We start from the raw sequence: 24037 nt of genomic DNA on the forward strand, positions 1-24037 counted from the left end.
ATTACTTTAAACATTATTTTCAGATGAAGAGTAGAGCTGCTTAAAAGCAAGATAAAAGCAGTATTGTACAACAAATTCGCCTGAACTATTGTTATACTGTGGACGGTTTAAAATTTAAACCACTTGTGATTCCAGACTTTTAAAAGGGCGATATAACAATGATCAACGATGATCAAAACACGACTTCTCTCGATCTTGCTCAAATCCGTGAAGATATTGACTCAGTAGATCAGCAACTTCAACAACTGATCAACCGCCGTGCGCGTTTGGCTGAAGCAGTTGCAAAAGCAAAATTTGCCGCAGAAGAGAACCCGTTGTTTTATCGTCCTGAACGCGAAGCACAGGTGTTACGTAATGTGATGGAGCGTAATGAAGGTCCATTGTCAGATACCACGATGGCACGTTTGTTCCGTGAAATTATGTCTGCATGTTTGGCACTCGAAGCACCACAAAGCATTGCGTTCTTAGGTCCAGTTGGAACTTATACCCATTCAGCAGTGCTTAAACATTTTGGTCAAGATGCTGTGGTTCGTCCATTGCCAACGATTGACGAAGTGTTCCGTGAAGTGGAAGCGGGCAGTGCGCACTATGGTTTAGTGCCTGTCGAAAATTCATCTGAAGGTGTGGTCAACCATACTTTGGACTGCTTTAAGGCATCGCATTTAAATGTGATTGGTGAAGTTGAATTGCGTATTCATCACCAATTCCTGATTTCTTCAAATACCCGTAAAGACAGCATTAAACAGATTTATGCGCATCAACAAACGCTTGCGCAATGCCGTAAATGGCTCGATGCACATTATCCAGGTGTTGAGCGTGTTGCACTTAGCTCAAATGCTGAAGCGGCGCGCCGTATCCGCAATGAATGGCATTCTGCTGCGATCGCATCGGATGTTGCGGCAAGCATTTATGATTTAGAAATTTTACACGGTAACATCGAAGACAATCCTGAAAATACCACACGTTTCCTTGTAATTGGTCGTGAGAAAATTCCACAAAGTGGTAATGACAAGACTTCATTGCTTATTTCTGCGCATGATCGTGCAGGGGCGTTATTGGAAATTCTTGCACCATTTGCAAAACACCAAATCAGTTTAACCAGTATTGAAACTCGTCCTGCATTGCCTGAGAAATGGGCTTATGTGTTCTTCATCGACCTTGAAGGGCATGTGGAACAGGACAATGTCAAAGCGGCGATTGAAGAAATTCGTCCGTTAGTCAAAGAAGTGCGTGTTTTAGGTTCTTATCCTGCTGCTGTACTTTAAGTCGTTGTGAAATAGAGGAATATAGAACTCATCATGTCACAACCTGTTTTAAAAGATCAAAAGTTGTTTAAAAAAGTGGCATTTATCGGCTTGGGCTTAATTGGCTCAAGTTTGGCACGTGTCATGATTGCCGAACATTTAGCTGAAAATATTGTCGCATCTACACGTTCTAAAAAAACTTTGGAAGATGCCAAAGCTTTGGGCATTATTTCTGAGGGTTTTAGTGATCCTGCTGAAGCGGTGAAAGATGCAGATTTAGTGGTATTGGCATTGCCTGTACGTGCGACGCAAAAGGCTTTGGAAAGTATCAAACCGTATTTGTCTGAAAATGTCATCATTACCGATGTGGGGAGTACTAAAGGTAATGTCGTCGATGCAGCCAAAGCAGTATTTGGTGAAAACTTACCCGTAGGTTTTGTTCCAGGACATCCGATTGCAGGCGCTGAACATACAGGCGTACATGCAGGTAAAGTGGACTTATTTGCCAATCATAAAGTGATTTTAACGCCATTACCAAGCAGTGCAGATTGGGCAGTCGAAAAACTGATTCAACTGTGGCAAACCGCTAAAGCGGAAGTGATCTGTATGGATGTCGATAAGCATGATGAAGTGCTTGCACATACCAGTCATTTACCGCATCTAATGGCGTTTAACTTGGTTGAGCAACTTGCCAATCGTGAAGATAATCTCGATATTTTCCGTTATGCCGCAGGCGGTTTTCGTGATTTCTCTCGGATTGCTGCCAGTGATCCACAGATGTGGCACGATATTTTCTTCGCCAATAAAAAAGCCATTCTAAATGCTGTAGATGGTTTTGAAGCTCAGCTCGCAACATTACGCCAACTCATTGAAAATGAAGATTCACAAGCATTGATGGGACTGCTTGGACATGCGCAAGCCGCACGTCAGCATTTCAATCACATGCTCGCCAATAAACCTTTGATGGAGAAAAATAAGGTGACACAACAATTTACCATTTTGCCAGGTGAGAAGACATTTAAAGGTAAATTTACCGTGCCAGGTGACAAATCAGTGTCACATCGTTCCATCATGTTTGGGGCGATTGCGGAAGGTACAACGCATGTGACAGGTTTCCTTGAAGGTGAAGATGCTTTAGCAACTTTACAGGCATTCCGTGATATGGGTGTAAGCATTGAAGGCCCGAAAAATGGCGAAGTGACCATTCATGGTGTGGGTATCAATGGTTTAAAAGCACCGAAAACTGCGCTGTATATGGGCAACTCAGGTACATCCATGCGTCTGCTTTCAGGCATGTTGTCTGCACAAGATTTTGATTCTGTGATGACAGGTGATGCGTCATTGTCTAAACGTCCGATGGAACGTATTGCCAAGCCTTTACGTGAAATGGGTGCACAAATTCAAAGCACAGGTGAACGTGGTACACCACCAATTTCGATCACAGGTGCACAAGCGCTGAAAGGCATTCATTATGATTTGCCAATGGCATCTGCTCAGGTGAAATCAGGCATTTTACTTGCGGGTCTTTGGGCTGCGGGTGAAACGTCTGTAACTGAACCTGAACCAACTCGTGACCATACTGAACGTATGCTTCGTGCATTTGGTTATGATGTCAAAACTGAAGGTAACCGTATTTCACTGCAAGGTGGTGGAAAATTAGTCGGTACTGAGATTCAGGTACCCTCTGATATTTCATCAGCAGCGTTCTTTATGGTGGGTGCAGCAATTACTGAGGGTTCAGATGTAACACTTGAAGCGGTAGGAATTAACCCAACGCGTACAGGTGTGATTGAAATCCTAAAGCAAATGGGTGCAGATTTAACGGTTGAAAATGAACGCATTGCAGGCGGTGAACCGATTGCAGATATTCGTATTCGTGGTAGCCGTACATTGAAAGGTATTCACATGCCTGAAGACCAAGTGCCTTTAGCGATTGATGAATTTCCTGCATTGTTTATTGCTGCGGCATGTGCCGAAGGTCAAACCATTTTGACAGGTGCTGCTGAACTACGTGTCAAAGAATCTGACCGTATCCAAGTGATGGCTGATGGCTTAAAAACTATGGGCATCGATTGCACACCAACTGATGATGGCATTATCATCGAAGGTAAAGGTAAATCAGGTGAATGGGGTACAATCTTCACAGGTGGTGAAATTGAGTCACATCATGATCACCGTATTGCCATGAGCTTCTCAATGGCAGGTCTGCGTAATTCTGAGGAAATTAAAATTGTCGGTACTGAAACAGTAGCAACAAGTTTCCCGACATTTACTCAACTTGCAACGCAAGCAGGTTTAAACATTCAAGTGGATGAATAACAGCTGACTGAGTAAATAGTCTAATTTTTGTATATTTGTTCGACAACAGCCAAGCTTTTGCTTGGCTGTTTTGTTTTTATTGCTTATTCTAAAACCATACAACTATAAAGCCTTTTGGATGAAGCAATGAGAACATTACAATTTACTGCAAACTGTGAAAATCATATTAAAAATGATGCTCAGGGCAATGCATGTCATGTCACTCAAGCCTATGTGACAGACTTATTATCGACACAACTTGCTGAATATGGTTTTAAAGCTGAATCAACAAGTTCAGAAGAAAACTTAGCAGTAAGTGTGGAAAATCATCCGATTGGTTTAGGTGTGAATTGTCGTTTAAATGATGATGGACTTTTGACTTGTCAAATTTCAGCACATGCTGATGAAGAACAAGTATGGTTTAAAAAGATTGCGACACAAAGTATGATCAAACAATTAGCAAACGCAGTAGAGAATACTTTAAAAAAAGATGAAGCATTTAGCGGCTTTGAATGGAAAGTTTAGACAAAATTAGTTTTGGAATGGCAACTTAAATTTGCCATTCCATTCACATATAAAATTAATCAATACGCTTTAAAATTATTCTACTTTTAACCACGTCTGACTACGACCAACAGCAGAAACTCCTAAATAACCGCGTAAAAATAGCTTCTTCCCATTTGGGCTTACACGACCTTTGAGGCGGTAAATTTTACCTGAAACAGGGTCGATGATTCGTCCATCTGTATAATTCACTAGATCCGTTGTTTTTAAACCTGAAATGACTTGCATCCCAATGATGGGTTTATTGGTATAAGGTGCAGGACAGTTGGTACAAAATTCTTTTGGGGTATAGCCTGGACGTGGTGTGGATTTCAGTGCTGTGCCAGAAAATGTACCATTACTTTGCTTTTCGATTTTCACCAGACCTTTGGCTTCACCTGTTTTATCATCAATGTAGCGCCATGTCCCTGTGATATCGTCTGCATATGCAATTGAACTGATACATACGATTGCCAATGTCCCAATAAGAGTTTTCATTATTCCCTACACCTTAGTTAAAGTATTTTAATTGCATTAAAAATAGTTAAGATATTGATTATATAACTAAAGGTGGATAATTTTATTCGCATAAAACGCCAATAATGAATGAATAATCAATTGAAATAGAAAGTAATGCTTGAGATTTTAGACAATAAAGAAAAGCCTTTTAAACATTTCTAATTATGATTGATAAGCTAAATTAAAGTGAGTGCTATACACAAACACTCACTTTGAAAATATTATTTAAATTCTCGAATTTTATTTCACAATTGATAAATTTTTGAATCATCTCTGCTTGGGTTTTGGTATGTTCACTAATGATTTGAGCTGTAAATTCACCACCTTGACCTAAAGCCATTGGTAGAAGGAGTTGGTCAGCTAGATATTCATCTGCAATTGCTTCAGTTGCTAAATAAGCTTTTACTTCTTTGGCTAAATCATGCGCAACTTTCTCTGCACTTTTCTTCATTTCACCTAAGGCTGAAAAGACTTGTTGGTGGTGTTCATAGTTAAGCACCACGAAAGCCGTATTTCCCTGACTAATACCTTGGAAATTTAATCGCTTACGATTGTTTAAATCCAATTTATTATGCAAAACTTCAAGTTCTCGATCTGCAATATTACTTGGAATATTTAAAGCCGATGCATAGCCATTTATTTCAATCAATTTACCACGATCTAAAGCTGTATATTTGGTCTGTTTTGCCCAAGGATGAATTGTTGCATTGATCTGACCTGCTCCAATTGGGAAAAAACCCGCACGTTCGCACTCAAAATCAATATAAATTTCTAAGCGCTGAATGGTTGGCAAAAAGCATTGTTCAATAAAATCAGCAGTTGGCGCCATTGGGTTATGTGTTCCGCCGTGGATGCTGATTTGACTGGTTTTGTCTTGCATCATCAGCACAGGCAGTAAAGTTTGTAAAACTAAAATAGTGCTACCTGCGGAACCAATTTGAAAATTGTAGTGTCCTGCTTGAACCTGTTGTGGCTGAAAATACAAGCGTTGCGAATGCAGTTCAGCACCCTCAACGGTTGCATTGCTGATACGTTGTGAGGCTTGTACACAAACCAGATGTTGGCGCATCAAGCCTGGTTTTTTTCTTCCTGCACGGATATTCACTAATTCAAAAGGAATGCCAGTGAGCATGGATAATGAAAGGGCAGTGCGGAGGATTTGTCCACCGCCTTCGCCTTGTGAGCCATCGATTCTGATGGTTTTGTTTTTTACTCTTGCATTCATATTTTTTCTTTATAAATAATTAAGGTGAACATACTGTCAGTACATGGTAGTGTTGAGTGAGTTGTAACTTTGCTTTCGCAAAGGTTTTCCTTGTACATTGTGATGGGTTGATGTGTGCTTAATTTTTTAAGCTGACCCACTCGCTCTGCAAGCCGCTACACATTATTTTCAATCCTGTGTTGTGGAGGTAGGGGATCTTGCACTCGCTCAGTATGTTCTGGTTTATTCTAAAACATAAAATTGCTTTAGAAAAAGTGAAATATATTGTCAGCACTTGGTGATGCAATGTGAATAATGACTTTGATTCACAAAGATTTAATGGATGAATAGTGATGGATTGATTGGTGCGATTGCGCCATAAATCCACTTAGCTCATTACCCAAAAATGTTGCCTTCTTTTATTTCAATCTATTTGGCATTAGATCTAGTACTCGCCCAATATATTTCGGATTTGACATAGCGAACTATGTCAAAACTTTGCATGTATTAATTTAAAGCTCAAGTAAATCTACTTGCCAGTTGGTCGCTTGAATCAATACATTTAAATCTCGTAATTTGGCACTGATATCATCGGCTTGTTTTTGCAAGGATGATACTGGAATCACTTTATGCCATTTGATCTCACGGGTACTATAACGATCAGGCTCACGGTGTGTATTGCTGATCGCAGAAGTCAAAATTTTATGACGTTCCACAAGTTCATCACGTTGTGTTAATAACGCAAGCAACGAGCGTCCATCAGCTAATTTTGCCAAGGCATTGGTTTGATGAATCGCCAAAACCAACTTTTGTGATTCTTGCGTTAAAGCAAATACTTGCTTTAATAGCTCATTTGGATCTTCTGATGGCTCATCACCATCTTGTACCAATACGTTTGCATTGATACGTTGTTTGAGTGAAGCGAGTTTCTTTTGTTGATCGCTTCGTAAGAGTAATGCTTCTGCAAGTTTCATTCTATTTTCCTTTTAATTTAAAATTTGTAATTGATCAAATGCCGAGTCATACATATATTGATATTCAGGTGGAATATCATTGCGTTCAACTGTTTTGGTTAGTGCATTGATCAGAATTTCATTTGTTCTTAACTCTTTAAGCCATTGATTCATTGTTGAAATTAATTTTTCATTTGCAAAAGCTTGATCATAACTATTGTCTGAAAAATCGTAATGAAGCATTTGAATCAAATTAAGCAATGCTGTTGGATGATTGAAGTGTTGTTCCCATGTTTTTAATAAAGGTCGAATATCCAATTCTGCCAAATCAAACATAATGATGAATTGATCTATAGGTTCCATTTCTTCAAATTTCATTAACTGCATTTGAAAATAGCATTGTGCAAAACGTTGCATAAATTCAATTTCTTCAGCTAACCATGCATTTTTCAGTTGTATATGGCAGTTTCTGAGATTGATTTCATTGCTGTGACAAATTTTTAAATCTTGTGCTAAAAAGTCCAAAATTTTAGGTAATAAATACTTCATTTGTTGTGATATTGCATATTGATCATTTGTTTCAGCCGCATTTAAATATTGGTAAATCAAACGATGATCAAGCTGTTCTAATGGTAGAGTAAGCAGTAACTCACAATCTTCCATTGCCATACAATGCCCACAACAGGCTTCGATTTTTGAACCAATTTTATAAGAGGAAAATAATGAATACGCTTCTTCAATTAAGGCTTTTAATTCAGTTACATCATTCATTTTACTTTCCTCATTTCATTCTTTTAGCGAATATTTAAAATTACAACTTGTTGAACATATTCATCGGGTGAATAGCCTGTACAAAATTTTGCATGTTCAATCATTTCCTTAAAACTTTCATTTTCATGCCAAGTAGTCAGAAACATTACATCATCAGGTGGATCATAATTAAACTGTTCAATAAAGCTTAAATCTAAATCCAATTCCCATTGTGAACAGTCAAAACCCCATGTCATAGCGTGATAACACTGCGCATTTTTACAATCCAATCACAAATTGCATAACGCCATTCTTTCTCTACATTTTGACTATGAATCGCAATCACCAAAATGTATGGTGTTTGCGGTAAATCACAGAGAATCTCTTGATTGACCATTAATTCAAAAGACAAAATATTAATTTTAGAATGGCTAGTATTCATGTTTTAACCTTTCACACACACAACCTGATTCAGTGTATAAACCACTTCCACCAAATCACTTTGCGCTTTCATCACATCTTCAATCGGTTTATAGGCAGAAGGAATCTCATCAATCACCGCTTCATCCTTACGACATTCCACGCCTTGAGTTTGCTCAATCTGATCTTGCACAGTAAACAACTTCTTGGCAGCAGTACGGCTATGTACACGACCTGCACCATGCGAACATGAACAGAAAGATTCCTGATTTCCTTTACCTTTGACAATAAAAGACTTCGCACCCATTGAACCCGGAATAATCCCATACTCACCCAAACGCGCACGTACAGCACCTTTACGCGTCACTAGAACTTCCTGACCGAAATGTTCTTCTTTATCCACATAATTATGATGACAATTCACCGCTTCAACTTTGGCATTAAACGGTTTATTAATAATAATCCGTAAAGCTTGCACTGCTGCTTCCATCATTAACTCACGGTTTTTCATGGCAAAACGCTGCGCCCAACCCACAGCAAACCAATAATCATCAAAATGTTCAGTTCCTTCAACCAAATAGGCTAAATCTTTATCAGGTAGGTTAATGAAATGCTTTTGCATATCTTGTCGTGCAAGCTCGATAAAATGATTTCCGATCGCATTTCCAACACCACGAGAACCTGAATGCAACATAATCCAAACCTGTTGATGTTCATCTAAACAGATTTCAATAAAGTGATTTCCAGTTCCCAAAGTTCCCAATTGTTTACGGTTATTGGTATTCTTTAAACGTGGATGCTTGGCACAAATATATTCAAAATCTGTCACCAATTCGGCCCAAACTTGATCTACACGTTCAGGTGCATTTTCCCAAGAACCTCGGTCACGACGTCCACGTCCTTTGGTCATTCCATGTGGGATTAAACGCTCAAGTTCAGTACGCAATCCATGTAAATTATCAGGTAAATCAGAAGCGGTTAATGAAGTACGTGCTGCCATCATTCCACAACCGATATCTACACCGACTGCAGCAGGAATAATCGCGCCTTTGGTTGGGATGACGCTACCAATCGTTGCACCGATTCCTACATGCACGTCAGGCATTACCGCCATCCATTTATAAATAAACGGCATTTGCGCTGTTTTTAATAATTGATCTTTCGATTTCTCATCGACAGGGACGCCTTTGGTCCACATCTTAATTGGAACGCCTTTAGCATCTTGAATAATATTATAAGCACGTTCATTCGATGCTTGTTTTTCGATTTGTTCAATTACTGACATTGTCATTGCTTTATCCTTTTTCTAAACCTGCCTGCCAAGCGGTTGCAGGCAGGTGATGTTGTTATACATCCCATGATGTATGATTCTTATAATGCAGAGAGTGTGCCAAGTTTGATTTTTAATTAAAAATATTTTTTAAATATTTGATATTTATTGAAATTTAAAGAATTGCAATTAGTTTTTTAATTTTTTATACAATTTCTTAAATTGAAATAAATATATAAAAAGATATTAAATTATGTTTTTTTATATTTAAAATAAAACAACCAAGATCCTAGGCATACAATTAGACAGAAAAGACAACTAAAGCCAATGGCGTACAGGAGTGGAACTTTAGATGATTGGAAATATAGGAAGAGCATGCTTGAAAATAAAAAGTTGTAAATCCCGCTCAGTAAATACTTACCTTTAATGGGAGCAAGTTTTGTGGTGAGATAGCCAAGCCCGATGGTGGATAAAACTACGATCGCAAGCAGATAATAATACATATTTGCACAAGATCTTGGATTTGGTGTAAATCCGCAACCTAAAGCGATGGACAGCCCGATCACAACGGAACTGAAAAATATAATTGTAAAAAGGATCAAAGGTAAAAGCAAAAATCCAAGCCAAATACGCATTTTTTTATAGTTCTTTATGTGTTTAGTAGAATTAAGTATAGCGATGATTTGAGATTGGGAGAATGGCTTCTCCCAAGGGATCGAGTTAAACCTGTTTGAGTGTACCAGTGGCATCTAGTTCAAATGCAATCAAATCTTCCGCCATAAACAGTTGCCCTGTATAAAATTGCTTAGCTTCCTGTTCCAACAAGGCAATCCCTTTTGCATCATGATAACGTGGGCTAAAGTGCGTTAGAATTAGGTTCGGTAAGTTTACTGATTCAGCAAATTCCGCCACCATTTTTGCTGAACTGTGCATCGGGCTTGCACCAACTTTTTCTAAAGTTTCCTGCGTATAGGTACTTTCGTGGATGAGCAGCGCTGCATTTTCACAAGCTTGATGTAATAATTCAGGTTGATCATTATCCCCTGAAACAATGGCTTTGACCTCTTGTGTGGTGATTTCAACAAAATCCTGCGCTTGTAAAGTTTCACCATTCCATTCGATATTTTTGCCTTGTTGTAAATCGCCCCACAGTCTACCTTTAGGAATAGACAAAGCATTTAAAGCATCGACATTCAGCTTTTTCTGTTGTTGCATGACTTCAATGGCAAAAGCATAGCTCGCCACCCGATGATGCAAAGCATAGGCTGAAATGGTGAGTTCAGAATTAATCTGAATCGGTGCATTTATCGTTGCGACATCAATAAAATGGATTTCATACGGTAAATAAAGCTCAGTCAGTTGCATTGAACTTGCAAGCCAAGCCTGAATTTCTTTCGGGGCAATCAGTGTTAGCGCATCTTTCCGTCCATTCATCCCTGCGCTTGCGAGTAGACCAAGTAAACCATAGCAATGATCGCCGTGTACATGGGTGATGCAAATCGCTTTTAAATTTTGCAAAGTCAGATTTGTCTGCTGAATGCGGTGCTGTGTGCCTTCACCTGCATCAATCAAGATCCAATCTTTATTTTTGCTGTGTCGTACGGCTAGACCTGACACGTTGCGGGTCAGCGAGGGTACACCTGAAGATGTCCCTAAAAATGTAAACTGTAGCATAGGAAATAAAACCTAATTTTTCTAAATAAGCGTATAAAATCAATATTTTTTGGCAAAAAACCGAAGAAGAATCCATCAAGAAATGTCATTGCAGACGGTGATGGCGAAAAAGGAAGGGCAGTTTTGTGCGGAGTGATTATAACACGTTATTTATTCAGTATTGCTTAGTCGTATGGACTTCTTGCGGTAGTTTGTTTCAGATTGATTTAGATCAATTTTGAATATTCCCTTTTCTAAGCAAGTTTTAAAGCACTGTTTTAAAATAAAGCACCAGTGAAAGCTAGGGGGATGTTTTTCTTAAGATCCCTCATCCTCTTGCGGAATTGCTTCCTCATCCCTGAGCCATATATGGCGCAAGAGAAGGGACTTCCAATATTTTTTAGATATGTTTTGACTCTAAAATTTGAACATTTTATCACTTACGCAAAAGGTCTTATTTATATGCATAGTTTAAATATTAGATATTCGCTATATTAAACCCATTGAAATTATAAAATTTTATAGAAAATATGGAAAAGTCTAAAAAAACAGTGGTTATCGGTTTTGTGGGGTCGACTTTAGATCAAGGCAAAAAAGAAGAACGCTGGCAGCGTTGGCGTCCAACCATGAGTTTGCTGATGCATGAAGATTTATTGGTTGATGAATTGGTACTTTTGCATGACCGCCGTAGTGTAAGTTTAATTGAGCATCTAAAAAAAGATGCTATGCAAATTTCACCCTCTACGCAGATCACAGGACAACAGGTCAATATCCGTGATCCGTGGGATTTTTCCGATATGTATGGCGCATTGTATGACTTTGTAAAATCCTATCCATTTGATACAGAAAAGAATAATTACTTTCTACATATCACCACAGGTACTCATGTTGCACAAATCTGTTGGTATTTACTCATAGATGCACATTATTTACCTGCAAAACTCATTCAAAGCTCACCGACAGGCAAGCAACAGCCCGAAGGTGAATATCGCATTATTGATTTGGATTTATCACGTTATGCGGCTTTAACACAGCGTTTTGAAAATGAACAATCTGCCAATTGGCAACAACTCAAAGCCAATATTGCTACGAAAAATAAAGACTTTAATCAACTGATTCAAGAAGTTGAATTGGTTGCAACACGTTCCACAGCGCCCATTTTAATTATGGGGGCGACAGGGGTGGGTAAATCGCATTTAGCTAAACAAATCTATCAACTGAAAAAAGAGAAATTTCATTTAGAAGGACGTTTGGTCGATGTGAATTGTGCGACTTTATGCGGTGATGGCGCAATGTCAGCGTTGTTTGGACATATCAAAGGTTCATTTACAGGTGCAGCCAACGCCCGTACAGGCTATTTAAAAAGTGCCGATGGGGGGATTTTATTTTTAGATGAAATTGGTGAATTGGGACTCGATGAACAAGCCATGTTACTCAAGGCTTTGGAGGATAAATCCTTTTTTCCTGTTGGTGCAGACAAAGAAGTTCAGGCAGATTTTCAATTGATTGCAGGAACAAATAAGGATTTACGAACAGAAGTGCAGGCGGGACGTTTTCGGGAAGATTTGTGGGCACGTTTAAATACTTGGACTTTCTTTTTGCCTGATTTAAAACATCGCCGTGAAGATATTGCACCGAATATTGAGTTTGAATTACAGCGTTTTGCTATGCAACAACAGCGTCAGTTACGTTTTCATAGTGATGCTTTGGAAAAATATTTAAAATTTTCGCAATCTTCTGAAGCGACATGGCAGGGTAATTTTCGTGATTTAACCGCAAGTGTAACCCGAATGGCGACTTTGGCGAATGGTGAGCGAATTGGTTTACTTGAAGTTGAGGCGGAAATCAAAAGGCTACAACGCTTATGGCAATTGCAGACTGAACCTGAAAAAGTCTCCAATTTAACCACATTATTCAGTACAGAACAGTTGGCGGAAATTGATGAATTTGATCGGATTCAGCTTGAAGGGGTGATTAATATCTGTCAGCAGTCAAAATCAATGGCAGATGCAGGCAGACGTTTATTTGCCATTTCCCGTGAACAACGCCAAAGTACCAATGACTCAGATCGGGTCAAAAAGTATCTGGCGAAGTTTGGTTTAACGTGGGCGGATATTGGTTAAGCCTTGAATTTAAGGTACCAAAAGAAAACGAGAGATTGCGATACGCAATTGTTTCAAATAACCCGTAAAGAAGTGATTTGCACCTGGTAACACTGTGATGATATGACGTTGTGGTTTCGCCCATTCCAACACATCACACAGTTTAGTCGTTGGATCAGCTTCGCCATGTACAAACAAAATATCCCCTTTAATCGCAGGGGTTTCATAGTGACGAACACCATCGACAGTCGCTGTAGGTAAGCCACATAAGATCACTTGTTTCGGTTTAATTTCATCAGGCAGGTGATAATAGGCTTTTGCCATGACATGCGCGCCAAAACTGAATCCACCGACATAGAAAGGTAGACTTTTGTGTAATTGCCGAACATGTTTGATGACAGCTAAAATATCGTCAGTTTCGCCAAAGCCTTCATCGTGAACACCTTCACTTTGACCTGAGCCACGGAAACTTGGACGATAAACGATACAACCCTGTTCATTCAGGATTTGTGCGAGTAAAGCTGGAACTTTATGTTGAGGAGTACCACCTTGTAATGGATGGGGGTGACTAACGACAGCAAATCCTTTTACTTCGCCTACAGGATAATCAACAAATACTTCGATTTTGCCGACCACGCCTTGAATGAACATTTGTTCGGACATAATTTAAACGATCAGAGCAGGGAAGTGGTATAGTTTAGCGATTTTGTTCACAGAAAACACGAATTGGATTTAAAATAATCCGACTGTTATAGTTTGATTAGTTATTTTTTGATCAGGAAAACCATGCTCGCCTTAATTTCCCCTGCTAAGACGCTCGATTACGAAACTGCACTTCCGACTGATATACATACTTTACCAAGACTACTCGACCAATCTCAACAGCTTATAGACCTAAGTCGTAAACTTTCAGCGTCAGAAATTGCAAAATTGATGACGGTGAGTGAAAAAATCGCCAATCTGAATGTAGCGCGTTTCCGTGACTGGAATGCTGATTTTAGTTTTGCCAATGCACGTCAGGCGATTTTTGCCTTTAAAGGCGATGTTTATACGGGTTTAGATGCGTATAGTCTGTCTGAAGATGATTTGCAATTCGCCCAAAATCATTTGCGTAGTTTGTCAGGATTGTATGGTTTATTACGTCCATTAGATTTGATGATGCCGTATCGTTTGGAAATGGGTATTCGTCTGAAAAATGATCGTGGTACAAATCTTTATGATTTTTGGGAAGATCGAATTACCAATTTAATTAACCAAGATTTAGAACAAGCGGGTTCAAAAGTACTGGTGAATATTGCGTCTGATGAATATTATAAGTCAGTCAAAGAAGCCAAAATTAATGCAGAAATTATCAAACCTGTATTCTTGGATCAGAAAAATGGCAAATATAAAGTTATCAGTTTTTATGCCAAAAAAGCCCGTGGTTTAATGGCGCGTTACATCATTCAAAATAAATTGGAAAAGTTAGATGATTTAAAGTCGTTTAATACCGATGGTTATTATTTTGATGCGGAAAGCTCAATTCAAGGTGAGTTGGTGTTTAAACGTGATGAGCAAGTGGCTTAACTAAATGAATTAAAATGAATAAGGATTGTGTCCAATGCAAAATTTTACCGATCAATTTCTGCAATATTGGGCGCAATTCTCAGCTGAATTAAATATTCCTAAGAACCAGTCTGAATCATTATTGTCGATACTTTCATTCTCTTATTCACAGAATTATTATCATACACATCAGCATATTATTGAATGTCTTGAATTATTTCACCAAATTAAAGACCGATTAGAAGATCCAATCGCTATTGAATTGGCAATTTGGTTTCATGATGTGGTTTACAATCCCCAAGCCTCAGACAATGAAGAACAAAGTGCAAAGCTCATGCAAAAGCATTGCGTGGGTATACTTAAAAAAGAAAAGCTGGAAAAAGTTGCACAATGGATTATTGCCACAAAGAAACATCAACCCTCAAAAGATCATGATTTAAATTATTTACTGGATATAGACCTCGCAATTTTAGGTAGTTCACCACAACGTTTTGCTGAATATGAACAGCAGATTCAACAAGAATATTCATGGGTTGAGCCTGAAATGTATAAGATAAAAAGGGCAGAGGTTTTAAAGCATTTTTATCAGATGAAGCCTTTGTATCAAACTGAATATTTTAGAGATTTGTTGGAAGAACATGCGAAAAGAAATCTTTCTTTAATCGGCTAATTCATTGATAAGCAGGTCACACGTGATATTAGATTAGATTTTTGAATTTCGCTGACAGATTTGGACGTCGATGTAGGTTACTATTCCAAGTTCATCATAGTACAGCTCAAATACACAGCTAAGATTCTAAAAAGTCGCTACGATTCTCAGCTATAATCAATCCACATTAAAATTTTTGGATGATACCATGCGCGGTCTTTACCTCATCACCAACGATGACCCTTTAGAATTATTACTGGCAAAATTGGAAGGGGCAATGGCAAATGGTGGCATCGCTGTGTTGCAATATCGTCGTAAAAAAGTCGCAAAAGAAGATCAATTTTACGAAGTGGAATATATGAAAGCCATGTGTGCAGAATATGGCGTGCCATTCGTAATTAACGATGATCTTGAAATGGCAGTCAAATACGGTGTTGGCGTACATTTAGGACAAGGTGATGGCTCTATTGTTGAAGCTGTAGCACAATTACCAAATAATGTTTTGATTGGACGTAGTTGTAATAATTCTTTGGAATTGGCTGAACAAGCGATTGCAGATGGTGCAAATTACGTGGCGTTTGGTGCAATCTATGCAACAGATACTAAACCAGAAGCAGGGAATATTGGTTTAGAAACTTTAAAACAAGCTAAAGCTCAACTTAACGTACCGATTTGTGCAATTGGTGGCTTAACTGTTGAAAATTCAAAAATTGTGATTGAGTCAGGTGCAGATTATTGTGCTGTGATTAGTGATATATTAGGTCGTCCGATGAATGCCATTCCTGAACGTTTGGATGAATGGTCTGCGCTTTTTGATACTACAGCATAAATATGTATTGGGTATTATCGTAATAGTATTAAAGTTTTTGGTTGAATTTTAGAAAGGGTAAATTTATGAGCTTATCTCCAAAGCAAGAGCAATTGTTTAAACAAGCCAGCAAACATATTCCAGGTGGTGTGAATTCACCTGTACGTGCGTTTAATGGTGTGGGTGGTACGCCAGTATTTATCGAAAAAGCCAAAGGGGCTTATTTATACGATGTCGATGGTAAACGCTATGTCGATTATGTCGGTTCTTGGGGTCCCATGATTTTGGGGCATGCACATCCTGAAATTATCAAAGCAGTTCAAGAAGCAGCAGTGGATGGCTTGAGTTTTGGTGCGCCAACAGTGCATGAAACAACTTTAGCGGACATTATCTGTGAAATTGTACCTTCGATTGAATTGGTTCGTATGACCAACTCAGGTACAGAAGCCACTATGACTGCAATTCGTTTGGCACGTGGTTATACTGGTCGTGACATGATCGTGAAATTTGAAGGCTGTTATCACGGTCATTCAGATTCACTTTTAGTCAAAGCAGGTTCAGGCATGTTGACCATGGGCGAGCCGACCTCTAAAGGTGTACCTGCGGATTTTGCGAAGCATACATTAACTCTCCCATATAATGATATTGAAGCCGTAAAAGCATGTTTTGCCAAGTTTGGTAATGAAATTGCAGGTGTGATTGTTGAACCTGTTGCTGGCAATATGAATCTTGTAAAACCGATCAAAGGTTTCTTGGAAACGATTCGTGAGCAATGTGATCAATATAAATCAGTCTTTATTATCGATGAAGTGATGACAGGTTTCCGTGTGGCATTGGGTGGTGCGCAAGCGTATTACAATGTAAAACCTGATTTGACTACATTAGGTAAAATCATCGGTGCAGGGCTTCCAGTCGGTGCATTTGGTGGTAAACGTGAAATTATGGAATGTATTGCACCTTTAGGTGGTGTGTATCAAGCAGGGACTTTGTCGGGTAATCCATTGGCAATGCGTGCAGGGATCAAAATGTTTGAAACCCTGCGTCAACCTAACTTCTATACAGATTTATCAGCAACATTGGATAAATTGTTGAAAGGTTTACAAGCAGCTGCAGATGAAGCAGGCATTCCATTCTTCACGCAACAAGCAGGTGGTTTGTTTGGTATTTATTTTACAGATCAAACTGAAATTACCAGTTTTGACCATATCTTAAAATGTGATGTTGACGCATTCCGTAAATTCTTCCACGGTATGTTGCAACGTGGTGTAAACCTTGCACCATCAGCATTTGAAGCAGGCTTTATTTCGGCTGCGCATAGTGATGAAGATATTCAGTTCACCATTGATATGGCAAAAGAAGTTTTTGCGGAAATGAAATAAAAGTCTACTGATTTTGATCATCACTCTATTTAAAATAAGCTCGTAGTTCGCTACGGGCTTTTTTATTTCAAATAGGATTTTGAGAATGAAAACTAGACATTATTTAGTACTATCTGATGCTGAATTTTTGTTAAATCAGGCGCATCAATATGCAGTGGAACATGCATTTAAAGTCAGTATTTGTATTGTCGATGAAACAGGCAATTTATTAGCGATGAAGCGTATGGATGGGGCTTAGCCCATGACTGCAAATTTGGCTGTAGAAAAAGCCAGATGTTCTGCGATCAGTCGTCGTCCATCAGCTGTGTTTGAAAATTTGATTAAAAATGGTCAAATGGGTTTTCTGACCATGAATTCCTTTTCTGGAATGCTGGAAGGTGGTGAACCGATTTTGTATGACGGACAATTGGTTGGTGCTATTGGCGTTTCAGGTGTGAAATCTTTTCAGGATGCAGAGATTGCTCAATTTTCGATTGATAAGTTTTTAAAGCAAGTTGATTAAAAGTGGATAGATCGAATATGCAATTATTAGAAAGAAAACCTTATCATTGGGAATTGTATAGGGATAACGAAAGCCTATATTTGAATGTGATTATTAACTTAAGAATAGCAACTTATGAAAAGACTGTTGTTCTAGATGAAGATGCCAAGCAGGCTTACAAATCACGAGGAAAAGATTTTATTCAACAATTGGCTAAGCAAATTGAAAGTAGCCAATTTAGAAAAGATTATGATCGGTTTTATTCATATCCTGATGCAACGAAAGAGCAAAAAGAACAAATGAATAAAGTTTTGAACTTAAAACAGTCAAATTACTAAGTATTTTTTACCATTTTAAAAAGCTGTTAACACAATGGATATTAACCCTTGAAACAGGTTTATGTGTACCTGACTTAGATAGTCTTGATGACTACACACATTGGCTTAGGCATATCAATGAGGCTGAGATTATTTATGAAATTTTATTCAGTGTTTTTTATTAACCTAAATATTTAGAATTTTATAAATAGCACTTATATAAAATACAATAAGTTAAGTTTTGTGCGCTTAACTTATTGAAAATAAATTATAAGCGATAGAACTGTTTGGCATTGTGATGGAATACTTTTTCTAAAGCCGTTTCATCATATTGCTGCACAATATCACTAAAGGCATCAATGATATTGACCAGACTGGTATTGACTCGATCCATCGGAAAATTTGAAGCAAACATCACACGATATGTCCCAAAACTTTCCAATGCATGCAGAATCAAAGGAGAAACAAGGTCAATAATTTGCTGCTTTGAAGCCAATTGCTTCTTTTTATAAAATTGATGCCCCAAAACTGGCATAAATAAGCCTGACATTTTCGTATAGACATTCGGACATGTCGATAATTCAGCAATATAGTCTTGCCATTGGTAAAAAATATTTTCACGCGCCGTTTGAGTGAGCCCTGTATTTTGCCCAACTTTTCCAAATAATCCTGCTGGCGTACCTAAATGATCTAACACAATGGATGTTTCAGGAAATCTTTTTGCCAGCGCAATCACATCTGGAATTTGTTGTGAATAAACCCATGCATCAAAACTGAGATTGTGTTGCGCGAGTTGCTCAAAACCTTTTAGAAATTTTTTATCGGTATATAAGCTAGGGTTTTCTGTCCAATTGTGAATGCCTTTATCTTCATGATATGAAGCCATCCGACGTATACCACGCAAATGCGGCGAGGCTTTTTGATGTAATTTGAGGATCTTTTTAAAATTACTGTCACAAGGATCAGCTGTTGCAACAATCCCACCGAGCTTTACAGTGTCTTCACCAAACGGAAGTGATTCAATAAATTCTGTTTCGCCTACAACACCTTTACCTTTGTGTTTTGCCCAACTGGCTTCGATATGAACCACTTGTTCCACATGATATTGTCCAAGATCATTTTTATAATCTTGAGGTAAATAAGGACGAGTAATATGCGAGGTCAACCCAATGGTATCAATCAAATCTTTAGATTTGACTAAACGAACCATTTTATCCAATAGATATGGACGTTTACCTAAAAGTTTGACCGCAAGTGCAGCTGCATGTGGGGTATTGTAGGGATCCCATTGATGAATATGTGGGTCAATAATGGCGAAGTCTATTTTTTGCATATAACGTCCAAATTGTTATTTCTTATCAAATAAATACAATACCTTATTTTTGTAAATTGTGAATGTAGTGAGTTGTTAAATTTTATGCATTATCTTTTTATTGATTGATGTTACGCACTTTAAAAAACAAAGCACCTTTCAAATTGTTTTAGGGCACACTCGGCGGAGTCGCACATCGAAAGTTTTAATTTCAGGGTTAGCCTGCGGCTCGCCCTACTTTTTTTTCGGAAAAAGTAGGCAAAACCATTGTCATCCGCAGAACTCGCCAACTCACGTCAAAATATTGAATATATCGCAGAAACATTTATAGTCAGAAGTAGTCTTGCCTCAGACAAATGCGGATGACGTTATCGCGTATCCACTTTGTATCTAGGTACAATCTACAATTTTGATATGACTACGCAACATCAGTTATAGAAATAAAAATACGCGCGATCTTATTCAGACCGCGCGTATTTTAAAACCATGACTTTGATTTAAATCAATCAGTGTTTATGGTCATCGTGATCATGCTTGTGAGTATGGAAATCTTCATTTTTACGGAAACGTAAATAGTTTTCAAACTGTTCACAATATTCGTCGTAGTTATCTTCAAGCATCATTTGAAATTGCTGTAATACATAAGACATCACTTGTTCTTTGGCATCACGCATTTCATCGCCATCTTTAAAGGTATTGGCTGCAACCCAAGTATTAAAACGTGCAGTTGCAAATAACATCGCGGCACTGACTTGACCACGTAATTCTTCAGGGTTTGGCTGTTGCCCTTTTGGTGGACGGCAAAATTCGTTGGCTTGTTTGATAAATTCATCAGCACGCTCAAAAAAAACAGCATTTAAAGCTTCTTCTTCGGTGATATCAGTAGCATCGATTTTTTGAGACATGACTTTTCCACATAGCGTATTTCATTGGTTGGGTATTATAGGCAATCTATGCCTGACAATCCATTAACTAAAAGACTGCTTTACGTCCTCATCATCTTCCGTTTTTGGGAAATACGTTTCAAAATTATCTGCATATTCATCCAGATTATTTTCCAGCATGCTTTTAAATTGTTCCATGTAATAATCTAAAATGACTTGGCGATCTTTGATGAAATCTGAAGCTTCACGATATGAACACGCTGCATTCCAGACACTATAACGTGCATTTGCAAACATGAATGATGCACTTACTTTCCCAGGTTCAGCAGTCAAATGTGTTACTTGATGAGTAGAATCGGCAAAGTTATTTGCTACAGCAATGAATTCATCCGCACGCTCGAAAAATTGATCTTCAGCTTCAGCATTTTCACTATCTTCATATAAATCATCATTATTAGACATCATATTTCCTTAAAGAGATGTTGTTTCAATACGTTGACTATAGCATACTCAAAATAGCCTAAGCATTATAATTACTTAAGGAGTAAATCATGCAGGATGCGATTGCCATACAAAGTCTAAAAAGTGATATTGCTTTATTACGACAAAATATTTGGCCGCCTGCAAATTTAGCCCATGTTGAAGGTTTACCGATTTATTATGGTTCAAAATCAGAGGTGGATACTTATTATCGACAATGGATAGGTCTGATTGAAAGGGCACAAGAATTGTTTCAACCTTTTATGGAAGACGAAGTCTTGGATGCGATTCAGCTACCGAGCCATTTAAATTTACCATTGTTCTTTTTTCATGTAGATCGTATTCGTATCAATAAAACACGGGCAAAAGAGTCGAAAACGTTTCGTGGAATTGCATCACTGATTGAAAAGTGTGGTCAATTTAAACCTGAACAAATTTTGAAAATGACCCATTGGCTGAATAGTGATGATACAGCTGCATTGGTTGCGCATCGTGAATTTATCGATTTAAGAACTTATATTTTTCAACATGGTGCAAGTGAATATACCCGTACTCGTTTTTATGTGAATGGTTTGATTTTAAGTACAGAAAAAGATTTTGAATTGGTTGATGCACGAGATAAGCCACGTAAACAACGCAATGATAGTTATAGTGATCCACTTGCGGATAATGAGGTTTGGAAAGTTTTTGGGAAATATCGGTAAAATTGCTGTGAATAAACAGGCAGATTTAGCTGGCAAGTGTGATATTAAAAAGGTCAGATTGATAAATTTAATCTGACCTTTACACTGTGTGTTTAAAATTTCAAATAATTGCTTTCGATTGTTTCTGAAGCAACCTCATTATAAAATTCACAATTATTGTATTTTAAATGCTCTAGATCTTTTTTGAATTTTACTTTTTCATCTTCATCAAAAGATTCAACAATGCTCTCAAGGCTATTAATTTTGTCATTAATATTATAATAGATTCCACCTCTAAAATACTCAACAAAGCGGCGAACGCCGTTATATTCAATAATACCGTAGTCTGATATATAGTTATTATCTTTTTCAAAAAAGCCTGTGATATTGAACATATTCACGATGAAAGATGTTGGTGAGTTTTTTAATTCACTCCAACTTTCAATATCATATTCATGTGTAGATGTTTGGCTTAGCAAACTAATATCTGTGCGAATAAATGGAATATTAGATTCTTCAGTAATGACGCTAAAACACTTCGATCCAGCTGGAAAGATGGTTTCATTTTGCCTTTTGAACCAATTGTACATGGCTGTACCAACTATACTATTGACCCATTTCCAATCTTGATAACTGGTCATGATATTGAACTGTTCATTAAATACATTATTGAGTACTTTTTGTCCTGATATATCTATGGTTTTAATCTTTTTTGTGAAAATTAAATCAGCTGTATTTAACTGGGTTGTATATGGTGTATACGAAATTTCTGTATCAGATTTCTTTAAAATATTGCCAATTTGAGTGCCATATTTTGTCGAAGTTTGATTGTTATGATAAATACCCATTGGGCTAAAATATAATGGATCTAATGGTTTGTATAATGATTCAGCTGTATTTATTATTTGGTTATATACGTTTCCATTTTCAATGGTCAAAGTTTCTTTTTGAAAACTAACACTATCAAAACCAGTCGCTGTATAGTTGCTCCATGTTCCATTATTGTTTTGTGGAGTTGTATTCACAGGTGCTTGTTGCGGTTCTATAGGAGCTTGCGCTTGGTTAGCAGCTAAGTTTTGATTATCATTGTTTGGATTGTTGGATCCTGAACCTCCACCACCGCCACAAGCTGTAAGTGTTAAACAAGATACGATGATGGAAGATAATATTTTAACATTCATGGTGTCACCAATTATTTTAATAGTGTGATGTAATTCCCATAATAAAAAATACACTAGAATTTTGAGAACACAATATTAATGTGATGGGTGTCACATTATTTTGTTTTAGCTAAAATAAAGAAAAAATAAAGAATAAGGAAGATTTTTTCATTTCCATTAATTTTTTTCTATTTAAAGTTTATTGTTGTTAAGTTTATCTAAATTTAAACACGGAATTATGAGTGAATTTGATTTTGTAAAATTATGTTACTATAGAATTTTACTATAAAACTAATGACTAATATTATTCTATCAGTGAAGTTAATGCCTACTAATAAATACGAGATTAGTAGGCATTGGATTTTAATTAACGAACGGCATCAATTGCGACACTCGCTGTTTTGTTAAATAAGGCACATTCAGTTTTTAGTCCGTTTAAATAAGCGTCTTGAACTTGAGCCTCGGTACTATTTTTTCCAAACTTTTGAACTGCATAAGCTAAATCTCTTTCATACTCAGCAATATGCTCGGCTAGAGTATAGTAAGTGCCTTTTTTATTAAATTCGGCAGAATAATAATTAGCGCCAATTTTCGTTGTAGCTTCAGATTCTAGGTAGTAGTCTAAATCTGTAGCTAAATATAAAGGATAATTCCCCATAGAGATTGTTTTATATCCACCATCAAAATATGAATTTGGCTCATATATTGATGAGTCATATGTTAAGTCAACATAGGCAAAATCATTATTACTTGATGAAGATACTGATCTTAAACAAGTCGAACCCTCAGGAAAGGTTTTCCCTTGTAGCTTTTGTACATAATAAGCAGGATAGCTTCCTACTTCTGATTTCAATGCATTATTGAGACCTGCATAATGTTCGAAACCACTTAGGTATTCACTAATTGACTTACCAGCTAGATTTACTTTTTCAAATTTCTCAGTCAGCTGTAGTGCTGTATTTCCACTATTTGACTGTGGTGTATAAGTCCATACGGTATCAGTGTATGAAGTAAACTTACCAAAATTATAACCAAGTTCGGACTTGGTCTTTGCTGGATCATAGAAACCATCATTGGCTAAATATGATTGCATATATTCAGAAATATCAATGTTGCTTAAGTTATTATCCGCTGTATATTCAACATTGATGTATGCTTCTTTATTTGAAATTGAGTATTTTATCTTGGTAAAAAGATAAGGATCTGATGTAGATGTTCCAACATAATACATAGCCCATTCACTATTATTATTATTCACGGTTTCATTAGAATTCGTTTTTGAAGAATCAGAATCGCCACCGCCACATGCCGTGAGTAATAGTGATGATAAAATTGCGAACGAAAGTGCTTTAATTTTCATGTGTAATCCAAGGTTATAATAAA

The 24037-nt window shown here is 37.4% G+C and carries 24 protein-coding genes and 1 pseudogene; 11 read left to right on the top strand and 14 right to left on the bottom strand.

Annotation, left to right across the window (positions count from 1 at the left end):
• The first annotated feature begins 158 nt into the window (after positions 1-158).
• From pheA to BEN71_RS07495, 3 genes are all read left to right on the top strand, one after another.
• Entirely contained in the window at positions 159-1265 is a 1107-nt protein-coding gene (pheA, locus tag BEN71_RS07485) for a prephenate dehydratase (protein WP_068972811.1), read from the top strand.
• A 33-nt stretch (positions 1266-1298) separates the two neighbouring features.
• Positions 1299-3563: a bifunctional prephenate dehydrogenase/3-phosphoshikimate 1-carboxyvinyltransferase gene (locus tag BEN71_RS07490; RefSeq protein WP_068972812.1), complete on the top strand. Its 2265-nt coding sequence runs from the start codon at positions 1299-1301 to the stop codon at positions 3561-3563.
• A 126-nt stretch (positions 3564-3689) separates the two neighbouring features.
• A complete protein-coding gene (locus BEN71_RS07495; protein WP_068972813.1) occupies positions 3690-4067 on the top strand; it encodes a hypothetical protein in 378 nt (125 codons plus the stop codon).
• Positions 4068-4142: 75 nt separating this feature from the next.
• Here the strand turns inward: BEN71_RS07495 and BEN71_RS07500 are convergent, their stop codons facing one another.
• From BEN71_RS07500 to BEN71_RS07535, 8 genes are all read right to left on the bottom strand, one after another.
• Entirely contained in the window at positions 4143-4583 is a 441-nt protein-coding gene (locus tag BEN71_RS07500) for a DUF2147 domain-containing protein (RefSeq protein ID WP_068972814.1), read from the bottom strand.
• A 214-nt stretch (positions 4584-4797) separates the two neighbouring features.
• Positions 4798-5829, bottom strand: a complete 1032-nt coding sequence (gene rtcA, locus BEN71_RS07505) for an RNA 3'-terminal phosphate cyclase (protein WP_068972815.1) — start codon at positions 5827-5829, stop codon at positions 4798-4800.
• Between the two features lie 491 nt (positions 5830-6320).
• A complete protein-coding gene (locus tag BEN71_RS07510) occupies positions 6321-6782 on the bottom strand; it encodes a DIP1984 family protein (protein WP_068972816.1) in 462 nt (153 codons plus the stop codon).
• Between the two features lie 12 nt (positions 6783-6794).
• Entirely contained in the window at positions 6795-7532 is a 738-nt protein-coding gene (locus BEN71_RS07515; RefSeq protein ID WP_068972817.1) for a hypothetical protein, read from the bottom strand.
• A 23-nt stretch (positions 7533-7555) separates the two neighbouring features.
• Complete coding sequence (locus BEN71_RS07520) at positions 7556-7768, bottom strand: DUF7684 family protein (protein ID WP_068972818.1); 213 nt, start codon at positions 7766-7768, stop codon at positions 7556-7558.
• On the bottom strand, positions 7765-7953 hold the full coding sequence (locus BEN71_RS07525) for a hypothetical protein (RefSeq protein ID WP_068972819.1): 189 nt from the start codon (positions 7951-7953) through the stop codon (positions 7765-7767). The genes BEN71_RS07520 and BEN71_RS07525 overlap by 4 nt, the downstream gene beginning before the upstream one ends.
• Before the next feature lie 3 nt (positions 7954-7956).
• On the bottom strand, positions 7957-9216 hold the full coding sequence (locus BEN71_RS07530) for an RtcB family protein (RefSeq protein ID WP_068972840.1): 1260 nt from the start codon (positions 9214-9216) through the stop codon (positions 7957-7959).
• Between the two features lie 705 nt (positions 9217-9921).
• The gene (locus BEN71_RS07535; protein WP_068972820.1) at positions 9922-10875 is read right to left on the bottom strand and encodes a ribonuclease Z; all 954 of its coding nucleotides are present in this window, start codon (positions 10873-10875) and stop codon (positions 9922-9924) included.
• 509 nt (positions 10876-11384) lie between these two features.
• On the opposite strand from BEN71_RS07535, the gene rtcR reads away from it, so the two are divergent.
• A complete protein-coding gene (rtcR, locus tag BEN71_RS07540) occupies positions 11385-12977 on the top strand; it encodes an RNA repair transcriptional activator RtcR (protein ID WP_068972821.1) in 1593 nt (530 codons plus the stop codon).
• Positions 12978-12986: 9 nt separating this feature from the next.
• Here the strand turns inward: rtcR and BEN71_RS07545 are convergent, their stop codons facing one another.
• Positions 12987-13619, bottom strand: a complete 633-nt coding sequence (locus BEN71_RS07545) for an alpha/beta hydrolase (RefSeq protein ID WP_068972822.1) — start codon at positions 13617-13619, stop codon at positions 12987-12989.
• Positions 13620-13742: 123 nt separating this feature from the next.
• Between BEN71_RS07545 and yaaA the strand changes: the two genes are divergently transcribed.
• The 6 genes and pseudogenes from yaaA (at position 13743) to BEN71_RS07575 (ending at position 18156) form a co-directional block, all read left to right on the top strand.
• Positions 13743-14522, top strand: coding sequence for a peroxide stress protein YaaA (yaaA, locus tag BEN71_RS07550; RefSeq protein WP_068972823.1), 780 nt, complete (start codon positions 13743-13745; stop codon positions 14520-14522).
• Positions 14523-14556: 34 nt separating this feature from the next.
• The gene (locus tag BEN71_RS07555; protein WP_068972824.1) at positions 14557-15171 is read left to right on the top strand and encodes an HD domain-containing protein; all 615 of its coding nucleotides are present in this window, start codon (positions 14557-14559) and stop codon (positions 15169-15171) included.
• Positions 15172-15358: 187 nt separating this feature from the next.
• Entirely contained in the window at positions 15359-15979 is a 621-nt protein-coding gene (gene thiE / locus BEN71_RS07560; protein ID WP_068972825.1) for a thiamine phosphate synthase, read from the top strand.
• A 65-nt stretch (positions 15980-16044) separates the two neighbouring features.
• Complete coding sequence (hemL, locus tag BEN71_RS07565) at positions 16045-17337, top strand: glutamate-1-semialdehyde 2,1-aminomutase (RefSeq protein ID WP_068972826.1); 1293 nt, start codon at positions 16045-16047, stop codon at positions 17335-17337.
• A gap of 85 nt (positions 17338-17422) precedes the next feature.
• Positions 17423-17839, top strand: a pseudogene (locus BEN71_RS07570) (GlcG/HbpS family heme-binding protein).
• 17 nt (positions 17840-17856) lie between these two features.
• Positions 17857-18156 (top strand): hypothetical protein, encoded by a 300-nt coding sequence (locus tag BEN71_RS07575; protein WP_068972827.1) that lies wholly within the window; start codon positions 17857-17859, stop codon positions 18154-18156.
• A gap of 247 nt (positions 18157-18403) precedes the next feature.
• Here BEN71_RS07575 and BEN71_RS07580 read toward each other — a convergent pair whose 3' ends face one another.
• The 3 genes from BEN71_RS07580 to BEN71_RS07595 all read right to left on the bottom strand — a co-directional run bounded on the left by BEN71_RS07580 (position 18404) and on the right by BEN71_RS07595 (position 20793).
• Positions 18404-19468 carry an amidohydrolase family protein gene (locus tag BEN71_RS07580; protein ID WP_068972828.1) on the bottom strand — a complete coding sequence of 355 codons (1065 nt, stop codon included), beginning with the start codon at positions 19466-19468 and terminating at the stop codon, positions 18404-18406.
• Between the two features lie 485 nt (positions 19469-19953).
• Positions 19954-20352, bottom strand: coding sequence for a DUF3144 domain-containing protein (locus tag BEN71_RS07590; RefSeq protein WP_068972829.1), 399 nt, complete (start codon positions 20350-20352; stop codon positions 19954-19956).
• Positions 20353-20415: 63 nt separating this feature from the next.
• Positions 20416-20793: a DUF3144 domain-containing protein gene (locus BEN71_RS07595; RefSeq protein WP_068972830.1), complete on the bottom strand. Its 378-nt coding sequence runs from the start codon at positions 20791-20793 to the stop codon at positions 20416-20418.
• An 89-nt stretch (positions 20794-20882) separates the two neighbouring features.
• Here BEN71_RS07595 and BEN71_RS07600 point away from each other — a divergent pair, with 89 nt between their 5' ends.
• Complete coding sequence (locus tag BEN71_RS07600) at positions 20883-21515, top strand: hypothetical protein (RefSeq protein ID WP_068972831.1); 633 nt, start codon at positions 20883-20885, stop codon at positions 21513-21515.
• 92 nt (positions 21516-21607) lie between these two features.
• Here BEN71_RS07600 and BEN71_RS07605 read toward each other — a convergent pair whose 3' ends face one another.
• Both BEN71_RS07605 and BEN71_RS07610 read right to left on the bottom strand, forming a co-directional pair.
• Positions 21608-22675 carry a hypothetical protein gene (locus BEN71_RS07605; protein ID WP_068972832.1) on the bottom strand — a complete coding sequence of 356 codons (1068 nt, stop codon included), beginning with the start codon at positions 22673-22675 and terminating at the stop codon, positions 21608-21610.
• Positions 22676-23021: 346 nt separating this feature from the next.
• Positions 23022-24014, bottom strand: coding sequence for a hypothetical protein (locus tag BEN71_RS07610; protein ID WP_068972833.1), 993 nt, complete (start codon positions 24012-24014; stop codon positions 23022-23024).
• Between the last annotated feature and the right edge of the window lie 23 nt (positions 24015-24037).

This window comes from Acinetobacter wuhouensis (genome assembly GCF_001696605.3).
Taxonomy (GTDB): Bacteria; Pseudomonadota; Gammaproteobacteria; order Pseudomonadales; family Moraxellaceae; genus Acinetobacter; species Acinetobacter wuhouensis.

Coding starts and splice junctions, on each gene's coding strand:
- pheA (WP_068972811.1), top strand. CDS start 159: ATGATCAACGATGATCAAAACACGACTTCTCTCGATCTTGCTCAAATC.
- BEN71_RS07490 (WP_068972812.1), top strand. CDS start 1,299: ATGTCACAACCTGTTTTAAAAGATCAAAAGTTGTTTAAAAAAGTGGCA.
- BEN71_RS07495 (WP_068972813.1), top strand. CDS start 3,690: ATGAGAACATTACAATTTACTGCAAACTGTGAAAATCATATTAAAAAT.
- BEN71_RS07500 (WP_068972814.1), bottom strand. CDS start 4,583: ATGAAAACTCTTATTGGGACATTGGCAATCGTATGTATCAGTTCAATT.
- rtcA (WP_068972815.1), bottom strand. CDS start 5,829: ATGAATGCAAGAGTAAAAAACAAAACCATCAGAATCGATGGCTCACAA.
- BEN71_RS07510 (WP_068972816.1), bottom strand. CDS start 6,782: ATGAAACTTGCAGAAGCATTACTCTTACGAAGCGATCAACAAAAGAAA.
- BEN71_RS07515 (WP_068972817.1), bottom strand. CDS start 7,532: ATGAATGATGTAACTGAATTAAAAGCCTTAATTGAAGAAGCGTATTCA.
- BEN71_RS07520 (WP_068972818.1), bottom strand. CDS start 7,768: ATGACATGGGGTTTTGACTGTTCACAATGGGAATTGGATTTAGATTTA.
- BEN71_RS07525 (WP_068972819.1), bottom strand. CDS start 7,953: ATGAATACTAGCCATTCTAAAATTAATATTTTGTCTTTTGAATTAATG.
- BEN71_RS07530 (WP_068972840.1), bottom strand. CDS start 9,216: ATGTCAGTAATTGAACAAATCGAAAAACAAGCATCGAATGAACGTGCT.
- BEN71_RS07535 (WP_068972820.1), bottom strand. CDS start 10,875: ATGCTACAGTTTACATTTTTAGGGACATCTTCAGGTGTACCCTCGCTG.
- rtcR (WP_068972821.1), top strand. CDS start 11,385: ATGGAAAAGTCTAAAAAAACAGTGGTTATCGGTTTTGTGGGGTCGACT.
- BEN71_RS07545 (WP_068972822.1), bottom strand. CDS start 13,619: ATGTCCGAACAAATGTTCATTCAAGGCGTGGTCGGCAAAATCGAAGTA.
- yaaA (WP_068972823.1), top strand. CDS start 13,743: ATGCTCGCCTTAATTTCCCCTGCTAAGACGCTCGATTACGAAACTGCA.
- BEN71_RS07555 (WP_068972824.1), top strand. CDS start 14,557: ATGCAAAATTTTACCGATCAATTTCTGCAATATTGGGCGCAATTCTCA.
- thiE (WP_068972825.1), top strand. CDS start 15,359: ATGCGCGGTCTTTACCTCATCACCAACGATGACCCTTTAGAATTATTA.
- hemL (WP_068972826.1), top strand. CDS start 16,045: ATGAGCTTATCTCCAAAGCAAGAGCAATTGTTTAAACAAGCCAGCAAA.
- BEN71_RS07575 (WP_068972827.1), top strand. CDS start 17,857: ATGCAATTATTAGAAAGAAAACCTTATCATTGGGAATTGTATAGGGAT.
- BEN71_RS07580 (WP_068972828.1), bottom strand. CDS start 19,468: ATGCAAAAAATAGACTTCGCCATTATTGACCCACATATTCATCAATGG.
- BEN71_RS07590 (WP_068972829.1), bottom strand. CDS start 20,352: ATGTCTCAAAAAATCGATGCTACTGATATCACCGAAGAAGAAGCTTTA.
- BEN71_RS07595 (WP_068972830.1), bottom strand. CDS start 20,793: ATGTCTAATAATGATGATTTATATGAAGATAGTGAAAATGCTGAAGCT.
- BEN71_RS07600 (WP_068972831.1), top strand. CDS start 20,883: ATGCAGGATGCGATTGCCATACAAAGTCTAAAAAGTGATATTGCTTTA.
- BEN71_RS07605 (WP_068972832.1), bottom strand. CDS start 22,675: ATGAATGTTAAAATATTATCTTCCATCATCGTATCTTGTTTAACACTT.
- BEN71_RS07610 (WP_068972833.1), bottom strand. CDS start 24,014: ATGAAAATTAAAGCACTTTCGTTCGCAATTTTATCATCACTATTACTC.